22 protein-coding genes and 1 pseudogene are annotated in these 21,089 nt (G+C 72.7%); 7 read left to right on the top strand and 16 right to left on the bottom strand.

Annotated elements, in window-relative coordinates:
- Positions 1-24: 24 nt before the first annotated feature.
- The 5 genes from ACZ60J_RS03385 to ACZ60J_RS03405 all read right to left on the bottom strand — a co-directional run bounded on the left by ACZ60J_RS03385 (position 25) and on the right by ACZ60J_RS03405 (position 4,137).
- Positions 25-768, bottom strand: a complete 744-nt coding sequence (locus ACZ60J_RS03385; protein ID WP_469678642.1) for a cytochrome c biogenesis CcdA family protein — start codon at positions 766-768, stop codon at positions 25-27.
- A complete protein-coding gene (locus ACZ60J_RS03390; protein WP_469678644.1) occupies positions 765-1,397 on the bottom strand; it encodes a TlpA disulfide reductase family protein in 633 nt (210 codons plus the stop codon). Before ACZ60J_RS03390 ends, ACZ60J_RS03385 begins: the two co-directional genes overlap by 4 nt.
- Complete coding sequence (locus tag ACZ60J_RS03395; protein WP_469678646.1) at positions 1,394-2,182, bottom strand: thioredoxin family protein; 789 nt, start codon at positions 2,180-2,182, stop codon at positions 1,394-1,396. The genes ACZ60J_RS03390 and ACZ60J_RS03395 overlap by 4 nt, the downstream gene beginning before the upstream one ends.
- A 283-nt stretch (positions 2,183-2,465) precedes the next feature.
- Entirely contained in the window at positions 2,466-3,029 is a 564-nt protein-coding gene (locus tag ACZ60J_RS03400; RefSeq protein WP_469678648.1) for a hypothetical protein, read from the bottom strand.
- Positions 3,030-3,243: 214 nt separating this feature from the next.
- Entirely contained in the window at positions 3,244-4,137 is an 894-nt protein-coding gene (locus ACZ60J_RS03405; protein WP_469678650.1) for a CAP domain-containing protein, read from the bottom strand.
- A gap of 296 nt (positions 4,138-4,433) precedes the next feature.
- On the opposite strand from ACZ60J_RS03405, the gene ACZ60J_RS03410 reads away from it, so the two are divergent.
- From ACZ60J_RS03410 to ACZ60J_RS03425, 4 genes are all read left to right on the top strand, one after another.
- Positions 4,434-6,941 (top strand): ATP-binding SpoIIE family protein phosphatase, encoded by a 2,508-nt coding sequence (locus ACZ60J_RS03410; RefSeq protein ID WP_469678652.1) that lies wholly within the window; start codon positions 4,434-4,436, stop codon positions 6,939-6,941.
- Between the two features lie 62 nt (positions 6,942-7,003).
- The gene (locus tag ACZ60J_RS03415) at positions 7,004-8,371 is read left to right on the top strand and encodes a pyridoxal phosphate-dependent decarboxylase family protein (protein ID WP_469678654.1); all 1,368 of its coding nucleotides are present in this window, start codon (positions 7,004-7,006) and stop codon (positions 8,369-8,371) included.
- Between the two features lie 65 nt (positions 8,372-8,436).
- Positions 8,437-9,036, top strand: coding sequence for a putative glycolipid-binding domain-containing protein (locus ACZ60J_RS03420; protein WP_469678655.1), 600 nt, complete (start codon positions 8,437-8,439; stop codon positions 9,034-9,036).
- A gap of 182 nt (positions 9,037-9,218) precedes the next feature.
- Positions 9,219-9,764 carry a potassium channel family protein gene (locus ACZ60J_RS03425; RefSeq protein WP_469678657.1) on the top strand — a complete coding sequence of 182 codons (546 nt, stop codon included), beginning with the start codon at positions 9,219-9,221 and terminating at the stop codon, positions 9,762-9,764.
- Positions 9,765-9,791: 27 nt separating this feature from the next.
- On the opposite strand, the gene ACZ60J_RS03430 is transcribed toward ACZ60J_RS03425, so the two are convergent.
- A complete protein-coding gene (locus tag ACZ60J_RS03430; protein ID WP_469678659.1) occupies positions 9,792-10,850 on the bottom strand; it encodes a PP2C family protein-serine/threonine phosphatase in 1,059 nt (352 codons plus the stop codon).
- Between the two features lie 254 nt (positions 10,851-11,104).
- On the opposite strand from ACZ60J_RS03430, the gene ACZ60J_RS03435 reads away from it, so the two are divergent.
- Positions 11,105-11,860 carry a hypothetical protein gene (locus ACZ60J_RS03435; protein WP_469678661.1) on the top strand — a complete coding sequence of 252 codons (756 nt, stop codon included), beginning with the start codon at positions 11,105-11,107 and terminating at the stop codon, positions 11,858-11,860.
- 34 nt (positions 11,861-11,894) lie between these two features.
- Here the strand turns inward: ACZ60J_RS03435 and ACZ60J_RS03440 are convergent.
- Positions 11,895-12,872: pseudogene (locus tag ACZ60J_RS03440) on the bottom strand (glycosyl hydrolase); the annotation flags it as partial.
- Positions 12,873-13,197: 325 nt separating this feature from the next.
- Between ACZ60J_RS03440 and ACZ60J_RS03445 the strand changes: the two are divergent.
- Positions 13,198-13,704 carry a DinB family protein gene (locus tag ACZ60J_RS03445; protein ID WP_469678663.1) on the top strand — a complete coding sequence of 169 codons (507 nt, stop codon included), beginning with the start codon at positions 13,198-13,200 and terminating at the stop codon, positions 13,702-13,704.
- 112 nt (positions 13,705-13,816) lie between these two features.
- Complete coding sequence (locus ACZ60J_RS03450) at positions 13,817-14,158, top strand: DUF5713 family protein (RefSeq protein WP_469678665.1); 342 nt, start codon at positions 13,817-13,819, stop codon at positions 14,156-14,158.
- A gap of 25 nt (positions 14,159-14,183) precedes the next feature.
- Here ACZ60J_RS03450 and ACZ60J_RS03455 read toward each other — a convergent pair whose 3' ends face one another.
- The 9 genes from ACZ60J_RS03455 to ACZ60J_RS03495 all read right to left on the bottom strand — a co-directional run bounded on the left by ACZ60J_RS03455 (position 14,184) and on the right by ACZ60J_RS03495 (position 21,086).
- Positions 14,184-15,059: an IS5 family transposase gene (locus tag ACZ60J_RS03455; protein ID WP_469678667.1), complete on the bottom strand. Its 876-nt coding sequence runs from the start codon at positions 15,057-15,059 to the stop codon at positions 14,184-14,186.
- A gap of 86 nt (positions 15,060-15,145) precedes the next feature.
- Positions 15,146-15,415: a DUF6296 family protein gene (locus tag ACZ60J_RS03460; protein WP_469678669.1), complete on the bottom strand. Its 270-nt coding sequence runs from the start codon at positions 15,413-15,415 to the stop codon at positions 15,146-15,148.
- A gap of 121 nt (positions 15,416-15,536) precedes the next feature.
- Complete coding sequence (locus ACZ60J_RS03465) at positions 15,537-16,631, bottom strand: carboxylate-amine ligase (RefSeq protein ID WP_469678671.1); 1,095 nt, start codon at positions 16,629-16,631, stop codon at positions 15,537-15,539.
- Positions 16,632-16,688: 57 nt separating this feature from the next.
- Positions 16,689-17,192, bottom strand: coding sequence for a hemerythrin domain-containing protein (locus ACZ60J_RS03470; protein WP_469678673.1), 504 nt, complete (start codon positions 17,190-17,192; stop codon positions 16,689-16,691).
- Between the two features lie 69 nt (positions 17,193-17,261).
- Entirely contained in the window at positions 17,262-18,680 is a 1,419-nt protein-coding gene (locus tag ACZ60J_RS03475) for a mycothione reductase (protein WP_469678675.1), read from the bottom strand.
- Positions 18,681-18,725: 45 nt separating this feature from the next.
- Positions 18,726-18,881 carry a DUF6131 family protein gene (locus ACZ60J_RS03480; protein WP_469678677.1) on the bottom strand — a complete coding sequence of 52 codons (156 nt, stop codon included), beginning with the start codon at positions 18,879-18,881 and terminating at the stop codon, positions 18,726-18,728.
- Between the two features lie 171 nt (positions 18,882-19,052).
- The gene (locus tag ACZ60J_RS03485; RefSeq protein WP_469678679.1) at positions 19,053-20,081 is read right to left on the bottom strand and encodes an iron-containing redox enzyme family protein; all 1,029 of its coding nucleotides are present in this window, start codon (positions 20,079-20,081) and stop codon (positions 19,053-19,055) included.
- Positions 20,078-20,419, bottom strand: a complete 342-nt coding sequence (locus ACZ60J_RS03490; RefSeq protein ID WP_469678681.1) for a CDGSH iron-sulfur domain-containing protein — start codon at positions 20,417-20,419, stop codon at positions 20,078-20,080. Before ACZ60J_RS03490 ends, ACZ60J_RS03485 begins: the two co-directional genes overlap by 4 nt.
- Positions 20,403-21,086, bottom strand: a complete 684-nt coding sequence (locus ACZ60J_RS03495) for a HemK2/MTQ2 family protein methyltransferase (protein ID WP_469678683.1) — start codon at positions 21,084-21,086, stop codon at positions 20,403-20,405. Before ACZ60J_RS03495 ends, ACZ60J_RS03490 begins: the two co-directional genes overlap by 17 nt.
- Between the last annotated feature and the right edge of the window lie 3 nt (positions 21,087-21,089).

Consider the following 21,089-nt stretch of genomic DNA (forward strand, 5'->3'; position numbering starts at 1 on the left):
GGGGGGAAGGGGTTCGGCCGGGCTCTAGAGGGCCGTGGTGTACGCCGCGCTCCACAACTGGAGCCGGTAGACCAGGTCGTTCCACAGGCCGGAGGCCAGCAGCACGCCGACGAGGACGAGCATGCCGCCGCCGGCCCGCAGGACCCACTGGTAGTGCCGTTTGACCAGGCCGAAGGCGCCCAGCGCGCGGCGGAAGGCCAGGGCGGCGAGGAGGAACGGCAGGCCCAGACCGAGGCAGTAGGCCGCCATCAGCAGGGCTCCGCGGGCCGCGCTGGCCTCGCTCCAGGCGAGCGCCTGTACGGCGGCCAGCGTCGGGCCGATGCACGGGGTCCACCCGACCGCGAACACCGCCCCCAGCAGCGGGGCGCCCGCCAGCCCGAGCACGGGCCGCCGGTGGCTGCGGAACTCCCGCTGCGTGAAGCCCGGCAGGAACCCCATGAAGGAGAGCCCCATCAGTACGGTGAAGACGCCGAGCACCTGGGTGACCACCTCCTGGTGGGCCAGCAGGGTGCGGCCGAAGTACCCGAACAGGGCGCCGCCGGAGACCAGTACGGCCGTGAAGCCCAGGACGAACAGGGCAGCGCCGGCCGCCATGCGGCTGCGCTGCCCGCCACGGGCTTGCGCCAGGTCGGAGACCGACAGGCTGGTCACGTAGCTGAGGTAGCCGGGCACGAGCGGCAGGACGCACGGCGAGAGGAAGGAGACCAGTCCCGCGAAGAACGCCACGGGGGCGGCGACGAGCAGCGTCCCGTGGAGGAGCCCCGTCATGCGGTCTCCTGCGCGACGCGGGCGAGGAGGGGTCCCAGCTCCTCGTCGGTGACCGCTCCCCCGATGCTGACGGCGATCCGGCCGCGGCGGTCGACCACCAGCGTGGAGGGGATGGTCTGCGGGTTGAGGAGCGCGGGCGGGAAGCGGAGCAGGAGCTCACCGGTGGGGTCGTGGAGGCTGGGGAACCCCAGGCCGTGGGCGCGGACGAAGGACTGCGCCGCCGCGCGGTCCCGGTCGCGGGTGTTGATCCCGAGGAACCGGACGCCCTGCGCGCGGGTCTGCCCGCTGAGCCGCTCGAGGTCGTCGGCCTCCGCCCGGCAGGGCCCGCACCACGATCCCCAGACGTTGAGGACGACGACCTGGCCCCGGAACTCGGCGAGTCCGACCGGTTTTCCGTCCAGGTCGGCGCCGGTCAGCGCGGGGGCGTCCGGCCGGGCCCCGGGGTCCACGACCACGGCCTCGGACATGGGCCTGACGGCGGCCCTCCCCGGGCCGGGCGCCTCCCCGCCGGCGTCCCCGCTGCCGCCGCCGTCGGGGGCGGCGCCCGCAGCGGCGTAGAGGCACCCGGCGAGCGCCACCGCGAGGCCGGCGCCGGCCAGGGCGGTGGAACGCGGGAGCGTGCGTCTCACGACGCCCACTGGCGGAGGAAGGAGCCGAGGCCGTCCGCGGTCAGGGCGGGATTGCCGGTGACGTGGGTGTCGGTGCGCACCGTGCCGGACGGCGAGACCACGACGAGGACGGGCATCTTGTACGTCCCGCCCGAGGGGCTGTACTTGCGCAGAAGGGCGGAGTTGGCGGAGCTGTTGCCGCCGATGTCCACCTTGACCAGGTGGTACGAGGCTCCGAGGATCGACGCCGTCTGAGGCTGGGCGAACACCTTGTCGGCCGCCTTGCAGTTGCCGCACCAGTTGGCGCCGAAGTCGAGCAGCACATTGCGGCCGTCGGCCTTGGCCGCGCGCAGCGCCGCGTCGATCAGCTTCTGCGCATCGGCCGAACTGTCATAGCCGGGGCCGGGTATCCGGGCCGCCGGGGCGGGCGCGGCGGAGGTGCGGGACGGCTTGGGGGCGGGCTTGGCGGGCTGGGCCGACGGGGCGCGCGAGGGGGTGGGCGTGGCGCCGGCGGGGGTGCCGGCCGATGCGGACGCCGACGCCGCCGCGGAGGGCGTGGCCGACGCGGTCGGAGACGCCTCGGCGGACGCGGCCTGCGTTTCGGCCCCCTGACTCTGCGAGGGCTGTCCGGCCGTGGCCGGGGCGGCGGCACCGGTGGACTGGGCGGACGGACCGCACGCCGCGGTCAGCCCGGCGGCGACCACGGCCGCGGCCACCAGGGGCAGCCGCACGGCCAGGGGCGCGGCGGAGCGCGGGAGCGGGGTGCGGCGGGTGGCACGGGCGGGTCGGAGTATGCGAGAAGTCATGGCGAAGACACCCCAGGGCACGGTTCGGAGTACGGAAGCGCGAAGCGCCTTCCGGATCGGTGGAGCCGATGGCACGGCGGCACGGCGGCTCGTCGGGAGTGCCGGGGCAGTCGGTCCTGCCCGGGCGCCGAAGGCCGCTCGGCTGACGCGAGCATAGGACCGCCGGGGGCCGCCGGAACCGGCTCGGCGTGATCTTGAGGTTCCCCTAAGGAACAGCTCATCTTCCGCTTCACCGGAGCTCGGGAGATAGGCGTGCACAAGGGGGTGAAACCGCGGAAAGGGATCAGTAGGACGTCTCGCGCACGCTGGCCTTCGCCGACGGGGTGATCGTCGCGGTGATCACCGAACGGTGGTCCGCGCCGGTGAACGTCACGGTCAGGGTGTCGTCCGCGGTCTGTGACGTGGCGGCCTTGTATCCCCGGCCGGGGACCGCGGAGATCAGGCACACGCCCCGGTTGCCGTAGCGCACGGTGACCTTGCCGCCTTCCGAGGGGACGGTGTGCAGGCCGTATCCGCCCCCGGTGCAGTCGACGGTCGGTTTCGGCGCCGTGGTCCTCGGTGTGGCCGTGGGGGTCTTCGCCGAGGCGGGTGTCGAAGCCGGGGGTGACGGCCGCTCCGTCGCGGCGGGCGACCCGCCGGCGGTGGCGCCCGGGGACTGCGGGGTCGGTGAGGGGGCCGGCACCGCAGTCCAGGCCGGGGGCGTCTCGACGACCGCGGGGGCGGACCGCGCGACCGGGGGCGTGTGCCTGGTCGAACCGACGACGAACTGGACCGTGCCGAGCACGGCGGTCACGCTGGCGGCCGTGCACGACAGCCATATGAACAGGTAGCGCGGAATTCTTGGCACGGCCCCATAGTGGCCGACCCGTTCGGCGGGCCGTCACCGCCTCCCCCGAAACGCACCCGGCCCCGGCGGACGGGCCGGCAGACGGTCCAGGACGGCCCTCGGGCGGCCTTCGGGCAGCTCCTGCTGCGCGGGGGAACGCAGACGTCCTCCGGGCCCGCGTACGGGTCGGAGGACGACGTGTGCCGGGCCCCGTGGGTGCGGGGCGGGTGAGGGTCTACCCGGCGGTTCCGAAGTTCTGCGTCCACCAGGGGCCGCCGTCGCCCTTGTGGAAACCTATGCCGATCTCGCGGAAGCCGCAGTTGAGGATGTTGGCCTTGTGGCCGGGGCTGTTCATCCACGCGTTCATGACCGCGGCGGCGTCCTCCTGGCCGCGGGCTATGTTCTCGCCCAGGCGGGACCAGCGGTATCCGGCGGCTTCCACGCGGGTGGTCATGGTGGACCCGTCGGGCCCGGTGTGGGACATGACGCCGCTGCGGGCCATGGTGTCGCTGTACGCCCGTGCCGCGGCGCTCAGTTTCGCGTTCGCGGTCACCGCACCGCACCCGGCCGCGGCCCGCTCCTTGTTGACCAGGGCGAGGACCGCGGACTCCACGGCGGAGGAACCGGAAGACCCCGAGGAACCCGAGGAGCCGGAGGAACCCGAGGAACCTGCGGAGCCGGAGGAGCCCGAAGAGCCCGAGGAACCGCCCGAACCGCCCGAACCGCCGCCGGTGGCCGCGGTGGGCGTACGGGTGGGCTTGGGCTTGGCGGCCGGGGCCGGAGCCGCGGGGGCCGGGCTGCTCTCCGCCGCCGGCTTCGTGGGAGCGGCGGATCCCGTGGCGTCGGTCCCCGGCGGCGCCGACGGCATCGCGCCCGTCGCGGACGCGGCGTCGGCGGAGAGTGCGGGGGCGGCGGAAGGGGAGGATTCCGCCGCCGGACCGCCACCGGAGACCTCCGCCCGGGCCTTCGCCCCGGTGGTTCGTGCGCCGTCGCCGGAGGCTGCGACCGCGACCCCGACCGCCACCACCGCGCCCGCCGCGGTGAGGGACAGCACGATGCGCGTGCGCACCGTCTTCTTCCGCCGCGCCTCGACGCGGGACGGAGTTCCGGGGTTTCTGCTGCGGCTCATGCCTGGGGGACCTCTCGGCAGGAAGGGGGAGACGGCTGGCCCGAGCCTAGGGTGGTGACCAGCGGAAATGGCGATTCGGAGGCGTTCTTCAAGGTCCCTTAAGGAAGCCCGCAGGGTGGGCACAGGAACGGGACGGCCGACCGGGGGCGGTCCCCGGGGGCGCGCACAGGGCGGATGCTCGCGAGACACTTTGACTGACGTCCGAAGCGGCACCGGATGGCGCAGCGCCCCCCGCTGCCGTTCCGGACATCGACCAGCATGGGGACAGTGGGACCGGGCTGACGAGATGGGCACGCATGCGCGCCACGGAGAGCAACCAGGATTATCCCTTCGCCGTCACGAACACGGCCGCGGCACTCCTCGACGGTGCCGGGACGATCGTCGCCTGGACACCGGCGGCCGAATCCCTCCTGGAACGCCGGTCCGCGGACGTGTGCGGCCGCCCGGCCCGCGAGCTCCTGGCCGACCCGGATCCGGGCAGTTGGGAAGCGGTACTGGCGCAGGGCAGGGATGGAGGCGCGGGCGGGGGCGAGGACGGCTGGGAGGGCCGGGCCACCCTGCGGCACGGCTCCGGGCGTGATCTGGAGATCGGCTTCCGCGTGATCCCGCTGAACGACGGCGGCGTACGGGGGGAGGCGGGCCGCTGCCTCGTACTGGGCGCGCCCCTGGATTTGATCGCCCGATGGCGGCAGGACCATGCCTTCACGCAGGAGCTGTTCCTGCAGGGGCGAGTGGGCCTGGCCGTCTTCGATGCCGGCCTGCGCCTGCTGCGGACCAACACGCACCTGTTGCCCTACACCGGGGTGCCCGTCGAGCTGAAGGGCCGGCGCCTGGCCGACTTCCTGTGGGCGCCGGACGCGCGGACCATCGACGACCGGCTGCGGGAGGTCCTGGACAGCGGGAACCCCCTGATCGGTTTCCACACGACCGCGCGCACCCTGGACGACCCCCGAGGGGGCCGGATCGTGACCATCCAGGCGTTCCGGCTGCAGCAGCCCGACGGACGTCCGATGGGGGTGGCGGCGGTGTTCACCGACGTCACCGACCACGAGCGCTCGCGCGGGCGCCTGGACCTGCTGTACCGGGCGACCGGAGCGCTGGGCGGTTCGCTGTCCGTCCTGCGCACCGTCGAGGACCTGGTCGGCGTACTGGCGCCCTCGTTCGGCGACTGCGTCGCGGTGGATCTCGTGGAGACCGTTCTGAGCGGCGGTGAACCACCCGCCGGCGGGCATCATCTCCCGCTGCCCCTGATCCGGATGGCCGTCGCCGGAGCGGAGGCGGACGCGCTGCGCAAGGGGACGACCCGGTTCTCGGCTCCGCTCTCCAGCGCCGTCGTGCACCCGGCGACGACCGGTGATGAAGGGCCCGGACCGGTCGCGCCCGAGGACCGGGAATGCCGGGGAGAGCTGATCGCGCTCCGCGGGTCGCCGTCCGCGGAACCCGGGAGCGACCTGCCGAAGTGGGCCACCGCCGTCCCGGGTGCGCACTCGGCGATGACGGCGCCGCTGTGCGCACGGGGCATCGGGTTCGGCAGGCTCACGCTCTGGCGCACCGGGGACACCGCCCCGCTGGAGGCGGACGACCTGGCGCTCCTGGAGGAGATCGCGGCCCGTGCGGCCGTCGCCGTGGACAACGCGCGCCGGTACACGAAGGAGCGCCGCACCGCGGTGGGCCTGCAGCGGAGCCTGCTGCCGCCGGCCACCGCGGAAACGCCCGCGGTGGAAGCCGCCGGCCTCTATCTGCCCGCCGACGCGGACAGCGGAGTGGGGGGCGACTGGTTCGACGTCATCCCCTTGTCGTCGGCCCGCGTCGCCCTGGTGGCCGGGGACGTCACCGGCCACGGGCTGCACGCCACGGCCATGATGGGGCGCCTGCGCAGCGCCGTACGCGCGATGGCGGACCTGGAACTGGAACCCGAGGAGCTGCTGGCGCACGTGGACGACATGGTCCTGCAGGTCGGCGCCGAGGCCGAGAGCGACGCCGCGGAAGACGCCGACGCGGGCACGCCGGTGCCCGGCGGACCGGCCGGGGCCACCTGCCTGTACGCCGTCTACGACCCGGTGACCCGCGGCTGCGTCATGGCGAGCGCCGGACACCCGCCTCCGGCCGTGGTCGGCCCGGACGGAACCGTGGAGTACGTCGAGCTGAGCCCCGGCCCGCCCCTGGGCGTCGGAGGCTGGCCCTTCGAGGCGGTCGAACGCGAGCTGGCGCCGGGGAGCGTCCTCGCCCTCTACACCGACGGGCTGATCGAACGCGGGGAGGGAGACATCGACGAGGGCATGCACGATCTCGCGGACCGGCTGCTGCGCGCGGACGTCGTCGGGCGGCCGCTGCGCGAGGCCCGCCACGACATCGTGGAGGGCCTGCCGCCGGGCAGGCTGCGGGACGACGTCACCCTCCTGCTGGCCCGTACCCGGGTGGTGGATGCCGGCTCCATCGCGACGTGGCAGCTCGACGCCGACCCCGCGGTCGTCGCCGACGCCCGCCACCTCGTCCTGGCGCAGCTGACCGCCTGGGACCTCGACGAACTCGCCTTCAGCACGGAGCTCATCGTCAGCGAGCTCGTCACCAATGCCGTCCGGCACGCCGGCGGCCCGGTCCGGCTCCGGCTGATCCGGGCGGACACCCTGACCTGCGAGGTCTCCGACTCCAGCAACACGCAGCCGCGGATGCGGCGCGCGAGGAGCTCCGAGGAGGGCGGCCGGGGCCTGTACATCGTCGCCCAGCTCTCGCACCGCTGGGGCAGCCGCTACGCCAGGGGAGGCAAGACCGTCTGGTCCGAACAGACCCTGCCCCTCCCCTGACCAGCCGCCGTCGGCCGGCCCGTGGCTTGCGGGGTGGTGGCTCCTGGCTCATAGTCCGAGGTATGGACGCCCGCGAGGCAGCGCTCCGCCGGGCACACGACCATGCCGTCCGCTGGCTGGCGAGCCTGGACGACCGCCGGGTTCCCGCCCGCGCTTCGGTCGACGAGATCGTGCGCGCGCTCGGCCGCGAACTGCCCGCCGCTCCCAGTGCACCCGCCGATGTCGTCGACCTGCTGGCCACGGCCTGCGAGCCGGGCCTCACCGCGTTTCCCAGCGGCCGCTTCTACGGGTTCGTGGTCGGTGGCACCGAGCCGGCCGCGCTCGCCACGGACTGGCTCGTCAGTGCCTGGGACCAGAACTGCGTCATGCACGCCGCGTCGCCCGCGTACTCGGCGGTGGAGGAGGTCGCCGGGGCCTGGCTCCTGGACCTGCTCGGACTGCCGGCCGACAGCGCCGTCGGCTTCACCACGGGTGCCACGATGGCCAACTTCACCTGCCTCGCCGCCGGGCGCGACGCGGTGCTGCGGCGTGCCGGCTGGAACGTCGCCCGCGACGGGCTCACCGGCGGTCCGGCCGTACGGGTCCTCGCAGGCGAGGACCGCCACATGGCCATCGACCTGGCGCTGCGCTACCTGGGGCTCGGGCAGCCCGAACTGATCCCGGCGGACGGACAGGGCCGCATCGAGCCCGCGGCCCTGCGGCGCGCCCTGGCGGACGGCGGGCAGCGCCCCACGCTCGTGGTCCTGCAGGCCGGAGACATCCACTCCGGGGCCTTCGACCCCTTCGCCGAGGCGATCGGCGCCGCTCGCGCGGCGGACGCGTGGGTGCACGTGGACGGTGCGTTCGGGCTGTGGGCGGCCGCGTCCCCCCGGTACGCACACCTGACGGCGGGCTGCGCGGACGCCGATTCCTGGGCGACGGACGCCCACAAGACCCTGAACGTCCCCTACGACTGCGGCCTCGCCCTCGTGCGCGATCCCTCCGCGGTCCGGGCGGCGATGGGGCTGCGCGGCGACTACCTGATCCAGCACGAGCAGGGCGACCCCGTCGACAAGGTCCCCGAACTCTCCCGTCGCGGGCGGGCCTTCACCGTGTGGGCGGTGCTCAGGTCCCTCGGCAGATCGGGCGTGGCCGACCTCGTCGAGCGGCTGTGCGGGCACGCCACCGCGTTCGCCGCCGGCATCGCCGGGACGGACGGCGCGACCGTCCTCAACGACGTGGTGTTCACCCAGGTCTGCGCCGAGTTCGGCGACGACGCGCGCACGGAGCGGGTCCTCGCCCGGCTGCTCGACGACGGCACGGCCTGGATCAGCGGCTCCAGCTGGCGCGGTCGGCGCGTCATGCGCATCTCGGTGAGCAACTGGTCGACGACCGACGCCGACGTGGCGCGCGCACTCGACGCGATCCGGCGCGCCTCCGCCGGCACCTGACGGGAATCCCGCGAGCCGCGCCGCCGGCCGGCCCGGGGCGGCGCGAGGGCGGATACGGTGCAGGCATGAGCGGATTGCGACGCCTCGCACGCACCTGGGAGGTGTTCCCCGGCTCGGGCTACTCGACCGCCTGGGTCGACCTCGGCGCGGACTCCCTGACCGCACGAGGTCACGCCGTCGGCCGGGACCCCGAGCCGTACTGGCTGACGTACGCACTGGAAACCTCCGGCGGCTACGTGACCTCGCGCCTCCACGTGACGGTCGAGACGGCCGCGTCGACCCGCGCGCTGGACCTGCGGCACGACTCCGGACGCTGGACCGTGGACGGCGCGTACCGCCCCGATCTCGACGGCGCGCTCGACTGCGACCTGGGCCTCTGCCCGTTGACCAACACCATGCCCGTGCTCCGCCACGGCCTGCACCGGCCGCCCGGAGCCGGACCGCACCACTTCCTCATGGCCTGGGTCTCCGTCCCGGACCTCGCCGTCGTCGCGAACCGGCAGACGTACACGCCCCTCGGCCGCGCCGAGCACGGCACGCGCGTCCGCTACGAGTCCGACGGCTTCCGCGCGGACGTCGTCTTCGACGACGACGGCCTGGTCCTGGACTACCCCTCCCTGGCGGCCTCGCTCGCCTCCGGAGACGCGGGAGCTGCCGGAGCGTAGGAGCTGTCGGAGTCCGGGAGGTGCCGGACTCCAGGAGATGCCGGAGTCCGGGAGGTGCCGGACTCCAGGAGATGCCGGAGTCCAGGAGATGCAGGCCGTCACGACCGGTGCTGCAATGGCTCCAGCGCTCTGCCCGCCCCGGGGATGCGCAGGGAGATCCCGGTCCGGTGCGAGGAGTGGTCATGAGCGACGACGGGAGTGGCGGGCGCCGATCGCCGCGGCTCCGTCGGCTGCTGGCGGTCTGCCTGCTCCGCTCGACCGCATCGGTCGCCGCGCTGACCACCCTGTTCTACCTGGTCCCCCTGGAGAGCGGGTTCGGCGTCCTCACCGTCGCGCTCCTGGTCCTCGGGCTCGCGCTGTTCGGCGGTCTGGTCGCCTGGCAGGTCTCCGCCATCGCCCATGCGGAGTACCCCAGGGTGCGTGCCGTCGAGGCACTGGCCACCGCCGTGCCGTTGTTCCTGGTCCTGTTCGCCGTGTCGTACTTCCTGCTCGCCAAGGCGGTACCGGCGTCCTTCTCGGAGCCCCTGACCCGGACCGACGCGCTGTACTTCACGGTGACGGTGTTCGCGACCGTCGGCTTCGGCGACATCTCCCCCGCCACCCAGACCGCCCGCGCCCTGACCACGGCCCAGATGGCCGCCGACCTGGTCGTGGTGGGAGTCGTCGCCAAGGTCCTCTTCGGCGCCGTCAAGATCGGGATGCGCCGGCGGGGCGCGGACGGCCCGTGACGGAGCCCTCGTCTGCCGGGCCGGGCTTCAGGCGAGCCGGTCCACGAGGATCATCGCCACGTCGTCCGTCAAACTGCCCTCGGTGTGCCGGAGCAGGGCCCTGTGCACTTCGTCCAGGAATTCCCGGGGGGAGGTGCCTGCGGGTATCTCCTCCATGGTCTCCACCAGGGGAAGGAACTCGTCGTCACCGTTGCGGGCTTCGATCACGCCGTCGGTGTAGAGCAGCAGCCGGTCGCCGGGCAGGAACGGGAAGCTCTCGGGTTCGGCGGGAGGCCCGTCGACGAGGTCTTCCAGTCCGAGCGGCAGCAGCGGCACACCGGGCATCAGGGCCCGGACCCTGCCCTCGCGCAGCAGCAGCGGAGGGGGATGGCCGCGGTTGACCAGGTGCACCACCGGTTCGTCCGACACCTGGGCGATGAGCGCCGTGGTGAATCCCTCCATGAGGACTTCGGGGAGTTCCGTCTGGGAGTACGTGCCCGGCACGGCGGCCTCGCGCCGCAGCGCGGCCGCGCAGTGGTTCATGACCTCCTGCACCTCGTCCTCGTAGTGCACGGCCTCCCGGAAGGCGCCCAGGGCCACCGCGACCGCGCGGATGGCGGACAGCCCCTTGCCCCGTACGTCGCCCACGATCATGCGGACCCCGTAGCGCGTCTGCACCGCGTCGTACAGGTCGCCGCCCACCAGTGCCCCCGTCCCGGCCGTGAGGCACAGGCTGGCCGTCCGTACCGGGCCCAGGAGCTCGGGGACGGGCCGCAGGACGACCTCCTGGGCCGCCACGGCGATCCGGCGGACCTGGTCGAGCTCGCTCTGTCTGCGCGCGCGTACCGCGTTGCTCAGGATGACACCGGCCACGGAGACCACGATGATCCCCAGGAAGTTCCCGATGATCAGCTGGGTCTGGGTTCCCCACGAGTGGTTGTACGTCGCGGAGGTCGCGTTCACGCCCGCGGCGAGGGCGGCCGCGGACAGTGTGCCCACCGGGCCCATGGTCAGCGCCGCCAGGGCCGGCGTCGTGGTGAGGACGGGCCCGGTGACCAGGTCGTGTGCGGGCGAGAGCTCGATCCCCAGCACGCCCAGCGCGATCATGAACGGCGCACACTGCGCCAGTGTGTACAGGAACGCACCGTGACCGCCTGCTCCCGGCCGGGAGGACGCTCCCGGCCGAGCGGGCGATCGGGGATGTGACCTCATGGGAGATGTGACCTCATGGGAACAGCCTGCCCCGCGGACGCTGCCGGGGCCTCCCGGAAGCCCGTGACCAGCGGCCCTCTGGACTGCGCCCGCCACGGCGCGGACCTACGCTGTTGGGGTGGGGCCGCGTCGGAAGGAGGTGGCCCGCCATGTCCGCACCCCGGGCAGCAGCGGCCCGTAGCACGGCCGCCGGAGCCTTCTGCTCGCTGATCCTCCTGGGCGCGGGAGTCCTGGGCGAGGGAGCCGCCCGGGCAGACGACAACGGCATCGCCGGCAAGAGCGCCCAGGGCATCGCGGACGCCTCGCGCGAGGCCATGTCCGGTGTCACGTCCATGCGCATGGTGGCCGAAGTGACCGACAAGGCGGGCACCACCGCTCTGGACCTCCGCTTCGACGTGGGGGGCAACTGCGTCGGCACCGTCAGGCCTCCCGGCGGTTCGGGCACGGCCGACATCGTCAAACGCGGCGACGACGTGTGGATGAGACTCGACGACGCCCTGCTGCGGGCGCAGGTACCGGGCCCCGCGGCCGAGGACGCGATCGCGCTCGTCAACGGCCGTTATCTGCACGGCACTACGCACAGCCCCCTGTTGCGCGGCTTCGCCGACGTGTGCGACCTGGACTTCTTCAAGAAGGAGTTCTCCTCGAAGCCGGCGGACGAACAGCTGACCAAGGGATCGCGGACCACCGTCGACGGCCGCCCGGCCATCACCGTCACGAGCCGGCACGGCGACGAAACGGGCACCTACCAGGTCTCCACCGAGGACCGGCCGTACCTCCTGCGGATCCAGGGCGCCGAAGCGCCCGACAAGCGGGTCGAGGCCTCCTTCTCCGCCTTCGACGAGCCCGTCCAGGCCGATCCGCCCGCCCCCGCCGACTCGGTGGACGTGTCCCGGCTCCAGTGACGCCGACGAGCGTTCACGGCGCACCGCCGGAGCTGGAGAGGGAGTCCCGGAACACCCGTGAGGAGCGCGGATTCTGCCCGCACTGCCAGACGCCGTGCGGGCAGAAGTCCGTGATGCTGTGGTACAGCGGCCTGTGCTCCTCGATCCACGCCAGCATGCGCCGCACGTACTCGGGGTTGTCGCCGTGCCGGAACAGCCCCCACTCGGGGTACGAGGTCGCCTTGCCGTGGGCCCTGGCGAAATCGACCTGGTGCTGCAGTCCGTAGGGCTGGGCGACCTGCTCGTCGAAGGTCCGGCCGGGCTCCTGGTCGTACGAGTCCATCCCGACCACATCGACCACGTCGTCACCCGGGTAGCAGCGGGTCCAGGCGATCGCGTCGCCGCCGCGGTTGGGGGCGAAGTCGAACCGGAAGTCCTGCCCCTTCACGGAGCGCATGGCGGCCACGATGCGCCGCCAGTACTTCTTCCAGTTCTCCGGGTCGGGCCGGCACCGGTGGGTGTAGTCGAAGCCGTTCATCTCCCAGCCGAGCACGATCACGGTGTCCCGTACGTCGAGGTCGACCAGGCGCTGGGCCAGCCGCCGGAAGTGGTGGTCGTACGTGCCCCGCGCGCCGGTGCGGATCAGTTCGGCGACCCGGGCGTCGGGGAGACGGGCCTCGTTGCGCTCCTGCATCGGCACGTTCAGGACGAACAGCCGGTCGGCCTTCCCGTTGCGCCACCGTGCCCAGGTGCGCAGGGAATCGGGCGCCCCCTCGATGTTCGCCCAGGTGTCGCCCGGCAGATAGGTGTGACCGGCGCGCAGCTCGGTACCCCCGAGCCAGCGCGAGAGTCCCTTCATCCGCTCGACGCCGGGCGATCCGTAGTGGAGGTAGGCCCCCACCGCGATCTCGCCGTCGGCCCGCCTGCCGGAGTCCTGCCGCGGCGGCGTGGTCAGGGCGCCCCCGGTGAGGAGCAGGCCGACGGCGACCGTGGTCACGCAGACGCCCGCGAGCAGGCGGCCCCGACGGGACATGGCACCTCCACAAGCTGCGCGCACCGATGTGTCTGGAAGCGACGTTAGGCATCTCATCCGACGCACGGCCTGTCCGCTGTCCCGATCCTGGGCCATTCGCGGCAGCCACCCGCCCCCGCAAGACCCGACCGGGTGAAGCCTCACCGGCACACCCCGCGGGCCCGGCCCGGTGCCGGCCGAGGCACGCGAACTGCCGGTCCGGCTCGACGGGTTCGCCGCGCCGCCGGCGGCCCGGTGTCCGCGGCCGTTCCCTGCGGGATCCGACCCGGGGCCGCTTCGGATAATCCCTCGACACCCGACGCTCCGACCAGGGACTATGCGCGGGATGACAAGAATCGACGACACACCTCCCGCGTGGGACGAGCGCACGCAGCTCACCACGTTCCTCGACTACACACGTGCCGGCGCCCGCGCCAAGTGCACGGGCGTCTCCGCCGAGAACGCGCGCAAGGCGCTCTTGCCGGGCTCGCCGCTGATGACCCTGAGCGGGGTGGTCAACCACCTGCGCTGGGTCGAGTACTACTGGTTCCAGGTGGTCTTCCTCGGCGAGGAGGACCACGGTCCCTGGACCGACGAGGACCCCGACCGCGAGATGCGCATCGCCGTGGACTTCCCGCTCGCGCAGCTCCTCGACGAGTACGCCGACCAGAGCGCCCGCTACCGCGAACTGGTCGCCTCGACGGCCCTGGACCAGCGGGCCGAACGCGCTGTCCGCGGCGGCCTGCACGTCGACCTGCGCTGGATCCTCCTCCACCTCACCGAGGAGACGGCCCGCCACAACGGCCACCTGGACATCCTGCGCGAGATGCTCGACGGCACGACGGGCAGCTAGGGCCTGTTGTGAAAGTCCTGCTCGCGTGAGGTTCGGCGTCCATGGGAGCGTCGTTGTCAGTGGTGCTGTGCATGATCGGCGCGTCAGCCTTTCGCGGAGGTAGGGAAGTGCCATGCCGATCACAAACCAGCAGGTAGCGGGACACGCGTTTCTGCGGCAGATGTACGACGACTCGTACTTCCCTGGTCACGTGGTCGATCGGGGGAAGGCGATCCTGCTGCGGCTGTGCGAGCGCATCGAGGCCGAGCGGCCGTCGGACCTGGAGAGCTTGTATGCACTCACCCAGGCTGCGACGGAGGAGTTCAACCTGTTGGACAGGGAGTTCGTGGCGGCCGGAAGCGAGATCGAGACCGTCGCGCGGGAGTGGATCTGTGACGAGTTCTGCTTCGTCGCGTCGGCATACGAGTTCACGGAAGCAGACGCAGAGGAGCTGACCGCCGGCCGGGACTGGTGAACCAGAACGGGAGAGCTACCTCCGTTCAAAGCCACTCGTTGATGGCCGCAACGAGCACGGTCGCCTCGTAGCGGACAGCGAGCTTGTCGTACCGAGTGGCGAGGGCGCGGTTCCTCTTGAGGCGGTTGATCCCGCACTCGACCGCATGGCGCTCGCGGTAGTCGACCGGGTCGAAATGCGGCGGCCGGCCGCCGCGGGAGCCGCGCTTCTGACGGTTGCGCGCCTGGTCGGCCTTATCGGGGATGGTGCAGCGGATCCCACGTCTGCGCAGGTAGGCGCGGTTTTTACGGGAGGCGTACGCCTTGTCGGCCCGGACGCGGTTGGGGTGGATGCGTGGCCGGCCCGGTCCGATGCGGGGCACGCGGACCTTCTCCAGCACGGGTTCGAACTGCGGCGAGTCCCCGCGCTGTCCGGCCGTGACCACGATCGCCATGGGCTTCTGACCCTGTTCGATGGCCAGGTGGAGCTTGGTGGTGAACCCGCCGCGCGAGCGCCCCAGCCCATGATCCTGAGATTCGGTGAAGATGCCGCCCGGTGGCTCCTTCTGCAGGTCACCCCGCTTGCGGGCCCCGGCCGCATGCTGATGGGCACGGCACACCGTGGAGTCGACGCTCAGGTCCCAGACGATCGCACCTTTTGCGTCAGCCAGGGACTGGAGCCGGGTGAGGATCCGCTGCCAGGTGCCGTTCCGCTGCCACCGCCGGAACAGGTCGTAGACCCGGTTCCACGGTCCGTACTCGACAGGGACGTCCCGCCACGGCACCCCGGTCCGGACCCGGAACCGTACGCCGTCGATCAGCTGCCGCCGAGACCAGACCGGCGGCCGACCCGACCTGACGCCTTTCGGCAACAGCGGTTCCAGCACCGCCCACTGCTCGTCCGTGAGATCTCCCCGCCCCATGAACCGTGATCATTCACAGTTCAAGATCCACTTTCGACACACGGCCTAGTTCCGCGACTGGTTCCGCGCCCCGGTGGACCCGGGGATCATCCCGGCAAGGGGCGGGCCGTGACCCCGTGGGCCGGTTCCTGGCCGGCCCCGGTGGCCAGCACGCGCACTTCCGAGCGGTCGCTGATCTCCGCCTGGATGATGCCCGTGGCGTCCTCGTAGACCGTATGGCCTCCCGGCCCCTTACGGTCCGTGGCGGTCACCCGCACGACGTCCCGGTCTCCCTCGGTCACCCCGGGGAACACCAACTCGAACGCTCGCCGCGCCGCGGCTCCCGGTGCGTCCGCCACCGGATCCGTCCGTCCCATCACCCTCTCCCCTCTGCGCCGGTGCCGGCGCGGGGCAGTCGCAATGAGCCCTTCCGTTTCATCCTCCCCCTGCCGGAGCGATGGTGCCGGTCGTGGAAGGCGACACCCGGTGCCCCGGCGCTCAACCGGAGGCGGTCGCGCCCGTGAGCAGACCCACCAGGCCGGGCATCCCGCCGTCGGCCAGGGCCCGGCGCTGGCGGTCGGCAGGCGTGCCTTCCCGCAGGAGGCGGTGGACGAGGGCGGTGACCTCGCGGACGTCACCCGCTTCCTCCAGGGCCGGTGCGATGTGGCGCACGAGCGAACACAGCACGTCACCGCTGCTCTGCGGAATGCCGGAGGGAGCCACCAGGGTGCGGTTCAAGCCGTGGCGGGCCGCATGCCAGTTCCCGGCCTGGACCAGCTCCGGCATGGTCACGGCCAGGGGCAGGCCCGCCGCCTCCTCCGCGATCGCCGTGGCGACCAGTGCGCGGACGATGCCGGCGAACATGACGGCGTCGTCGGCGCGGAGCTGCACGTCCAGGCAGCGCACCTCGATGGTCGGGTAGCGGTCGGAGAGCCGGGCCTGCCAGTACACCTGGCCACGGTCGGCGATCACCCCGGTCGACAGCAGGGCTTCGAGCCTCCGCTCGTAGTCGGCGAAGCCGTCGAAGACCGGCGGCGGCCCGCTCACCGGCCAGCGGCCGAAGACGATGGTGCGCCAGCTGGCGAACCCGGTGTCGCGCCCGTCCCACAGAGGGGAGTTGGCGGACATGGCCAGCAGCGTCGGCAGCCAGCAGCGGATCCGGTTCAGTACGGCGACACCGGTGTCGGCATCGGGTACGGACACGTGGACGTGCATGCCGCAGATCAGCTGCTCGTCGACCAGTTGACGTGCCTGCCCCTCCATCCGCAGGTAGCGCCGCGACCGGGTCACCGGTACGGGCAGGGGCCCCCGCAGGGGCGCAGCACCGGTGGCGGCGATCCTGCAGCCGTTCTCCTCGGCGGCGGAGGCGACGGCATGGCGCAGCCGCAGGAGGTGGCCACCCACCTCCTCCAGGCTGGAGCAGACGGGAGTGGCCACCTCGATCTGGGACTGGAGCAGCTCGTCCTGGACCTCGCCCCGCTCGGTGAGCGGTCCCAGGCCGGCCGTGCGGCGTACGTCCTCGACGAACGGCGCGGGCAGTCCTGTGGTGGGATCCAGCAGCAGGTACTCTTCTTCGACTCCGACCGTGATCACGACCTGCGGCTACCCCTCCGCTCCATGATCACCCCTCCCGTGCGGGGCCGGTCCGCATCATCCCCGTACGGTCGCGCGCACGTTCTCGACGCTGCCGCAGTCGGCGGCGAGCTGCCGCTCCCGCTCCTTGAGGAACGCCGCCCCGAGCTCGGCGCGCCGCTCGTCCGGGACGTTCTCCCTGGCGTCGTTGAGGATGGTCCGCTCCTCCTCGTCGAGGTGGTGGTTCACCGCCTTGACCAGGTCCTCCAGCCGCGCGTCCCACGCCTCGGAACCCACCTCGGCCACCTCCAGCAGGGCGAGCAGCGCCTCGTTGCCCTCGGCGTGCTCCTTCGTCCCGTGCTCGACCTCCTCGTTGTCCACGTCCTTGAACCTCTTCAGCGCGCCGTACACCTCGGCCTCCTCGGCCTCGCCGTGCGCGACGAGGAGCGCGGAGAACTGCGCGAGGGCGCCCGCCCGGTCCGCCTCGACGCTGCGCATCCGGCGGAAGAGGTCCTCCATCCTGCGGTGGTCCTTGAGGATCAAGGCGACGACGTCCTGGGTCTCCTGCTTGTCCGCGGCCATGCCACGTCCCTCCTGCTCGGTTCGGTTGTCGGCTTCGATGCGCAGAGCGCCTGCTCGACGGCGGTCGGTTCAAACCCCGGGTCTCTCCGGGTCCCGCCGCCGGCCAGGCGGCGGGGCGGGGCCGAGGTCGAGGTCGAGGAGGGCCCGTTCCACCAGCTCGGTGAGCGCCGGGTGGATCCAGTACGGGGATCCGGCCAGGGTGAGTGCGTCGACTCCCAGGGTCATCGCCAGGACGAGGGGCTGGATGAGCGTGGCGGCCTGGGGGCCCATGAGGTGGGCGCCGAGCAGGCGGCCGGTGCCGCGTTCGGCGAGCACCTTGCAGAAGCCGGTGGTGTCCTCCATCGCCCAGCCGTAGGCGATGTCCGCGTACCGGGCCTCGCCCACCAGCGGATCGAGGCCCCGGTCCCGGCACTCCTGCCCGGTGGCGCCGATGGAGGCGATCTCGGGGCTGGTGAAGACGGCCGCGGGCACCAGGTCGTGGTCGGCTTCGACGAGGTCGTCCGGGTGGCGGAGGTTGTGGGCGACGACCTGCGCCTCGCGGTTCGCCACGTGCTTGAGCGGTACGGGTGTGCAGATGTCGCCGAGCGCGAAGACCCCTTCCGCGGTGGTGCGTTGGTACGCGTCCACGACGATGCGGCCGTCGTCGTGGAGGGCGACGCCCGCGGAGCCGAGGTTGAGCCGGTCGCTGTTCGGCACGCGGCCCGCCGCGACCAGCAGCATGTCCGCCTCGACCGTCGAGGCGTCGTCCAGGGTCAGCCGCAGGGCGCCGGGGCGGCCGCCCACGGCGGTCGGTTCCCGGCCGGGCCTGAGGTCGTAGCGGGAACGGACCAGTTCGGTGAACCGTTCGGCGACCGTCTCGTCCTGCTGGCCGAGCAGGCGGTCCTCCTTCTCCACGATGACCACGGAGCTGCCGGCCGCCGCGAACACCTCCGCGAGCTCGGCCGCGATGTAGCCGCCGCCGAGGACGGCCAGACGGCGGGGCGGGGCGTCGATCCGCATGACGGTGTCGGACGTCTCGTACGGCAGCGCGGACCGGAGCACGGGCGGCGGTACCAGCGGGCGGCTTCCGGCGGCGATGACGATCTGCCGGGCGCCGATGTCGACGGAGCCGTCCGCGCAGGCGATCCGCAGCTCCCGCGGGCCGGTGAAACGCGCCGTTCCCTCGTACACGGTGACGGAGTCGGCCTTCCGGCGCCCCCGGCGGCCCTCCTCGCGTTCGGCGTCCAGGCGTCCGAACACCCGGTCGCGCATCGCCCTCCAGCGCACGCCACGCAGCTCGGCGCCCACGTCGTACGTTCCGGCTCCGGAGACCGTCCGGGCCACGTGTGCGGCGTAGGCGAACATTTTGCTCGGAATGCAGCCCGCGTTCAGACAGGTTCCGCCGAACCATTTCTCCTCGACGATCGCCACATCGAGACCGGCGAACGAATCGTCGATGACGGCATTGCCGGAGCCCGCACCGATGACGACGATATCGTGCCGACGCATCAGGCGGGCCCGGCTGCCTGGATCTCCGGAGAATTCACGGTCCGGTTACCAGTAATGACGTCGTCCGCCGACCGCATGCCCGACCGATCCGAGGATCCAGAGCACCGCCCCCACCACGAGCAGAATGATTCCTATGGTCCACAGAATGGAGATCCCGGTCAGGAATCCGATGAGCAGGAGGATGAGTCCGATGAAGATCATGGTGCCCTCGTTCTCGTGTCGGGAATACGACGGACCGGTTGATCCGTCTGGGTGCCTGGACCGCGCCTACCCGGGAATTCCGTCCTTAGCTGTCGACCGGTCCTGAAATTCTGCGGCGGACATTCCACCCCTCACCCGGGGAGTTATCCACGGCCACCCGGACGTAGCGCCTCACGGTGCCGCCGGCAGCCGCGTCCGCAGCGCGGAGCGGCCGCTCTCCCAGGCTTCGCGCAGGTGCGCTGCGAGGCGGTCCTCCAGCAGGACCGTGGCCGCGCAGCCGAAGGCCACGTCGGGCTCCAGGTGGGGTTCGTCGGCGAGGAGTCCGCCGATCACCTCGCGCCGTACGACCTGCTCGTGCACGGCGTCGGCCTCCACGTGTTCCGCGTAGAAGCGCTCCGCGGCCGGGCCCGCCCCACATCGGCGCATGGCCTTGGCCAGCCGGCGCGAGCCGGGTGAGGAGGTCACCTCGACGCAGGCGAAGTGACCGACCAGGGCGCCGCGCAGGGCACGGTGCAGGCCGAACAGCGACATGAGGTTGACCGTGGCGAGGACCGGGGCCGGGGCGTGGTCCAGGTACCTGCCGTACGTGGGGTCCAGGCCGAGGTCGTCCATGAGGTCGGCGAAGAGCTGCGCGTGGATGTCCGCGGCCCGCCCCGCGCCGAACTCGTCGTACTCGATCGCGACCATGGCGGCCTTGGCCCGGCCCGTGAGCCGGGGCACGACCCAGACGTGCGGGTCGGCTTCCTTGAGGTGGTAGAGGGAGCGCAGGGCCGCGTACTCGCGCAACTGCCAGAGCTCGCCCTGTGTTTCCAGGAGGTGGCTGATGCTGTCCGTGAGGTCGACCGGCTCGACGAGGAGCGGTGCGAAGGCCTCCCCGACCGACCGGGGAGCGTCGGCGAGTTCAGCGTGCAGGGCGTGCAGGAAGCGGGTCTCCATCGCCTGCCGCAGGCGGAGCAGGTCCGGGTCCCATTCCCGGTCGTCGCCGACTTCTTCGAAGCCCCGGTAGTGGAGTTCGTAGAGCAGGTAGAGGGCGAGCTGGAGATCCTCGCCCCACGGATCGGCCACGAGTACGGCGACCTCCTGGTGCGTCGGCGGGCGCCCTGTGGTCAGCGCCTCCAGGACGGCGTCCGACAGTACGCCCCGGCCCGCTGCCAGGGCGGGTCCGCTTCTCGGGGTGGCGGTGGCGGCGGTGGGCGTCATCCGGTGCTCCTGTCCTGTGGGCCGTCGGGGTCGGCCGGTGCGTGAGGTCCGTCGGGTCGTCCGCCGCGGCCGTCGGGTCCGCCCGGGCGTTCGCGGGGGCGGTGGCTCGTATCGCACCAGGGGTACGTGCGGCTGCGGCGGCAGGTGCACACGGCGACCGTGAAACGGTCGGACCGTACGAGGCTCCCGTCGTCCAGGACGATCTCTACGGGCCCTTCGACCAGCACCGGGCCCTGCGGATCCACCGCCACCCGGCGGGCCGCGCGGCGTTCGCCGTGGGCGGGCCCGTTCCGGTCGGCCGGGCAGCTGCCGGGGCAGTCGTCAGGGGCGCCGGGCACGGATGACCACCAGCTCTTCCTGTTCGTCCCCGTCCGCCAGGTCCCGGGCGAGCAGCCAGGCCCGCCTGGACCGCAGCACCGGGCCCCAGGGGACCACGGCCCGTGACACCACCTCGGCGGTCAGGCCTCCGTGCCTCAGGTGGTCCACGGTGCTCGCGGCCCCGCACATGCCCGAGTGCACCATGAGCAGGACCCCGCCCGGCCGCAGCAGCTCCGGAGCGCCCGCGCAGATCCGGTCGACGACCGCGCGTCCGTCCGGGCCCGCGTCCCATGCCCGGGCGGCGCCGTGCGAGGGCGGACGGGCCCGGGGAGACGGTACGTACGGCGGATTGGCGAGGACGAGGTCGAAGCGTCGGCCCCGCGTGCGCGCGGCGAAGTCTCCGTGGAGGACGCGCAGCGGCAGCCGACGGCGCCGTGCGTTGAGCCGGGTGGCGATCACGGCGGGCCAGGAGACGTCGACCGCCGTCACCCGCGCACCGGCTTCGGCCGCGCGCAGGGCGAGGGCGCCGGTGCCGGCGCCGATCTCCAGGACCTCGGTCGCGGGCCCCGGCCCCTCGCGGGCCAGGGCATCGGCCAGCAGCCGCGTATCGGACTGCGGCCGGTACACACCGGGCAGCGCGATCAGCCGCGCCGGAGCGTCCCCGCCGGTCAGGAGCGTGTCGGGCATCTC

The sequence above is a fragment of the Streptomyces sp. NPDC104226 genome (genome assembly GCF_055584085.1).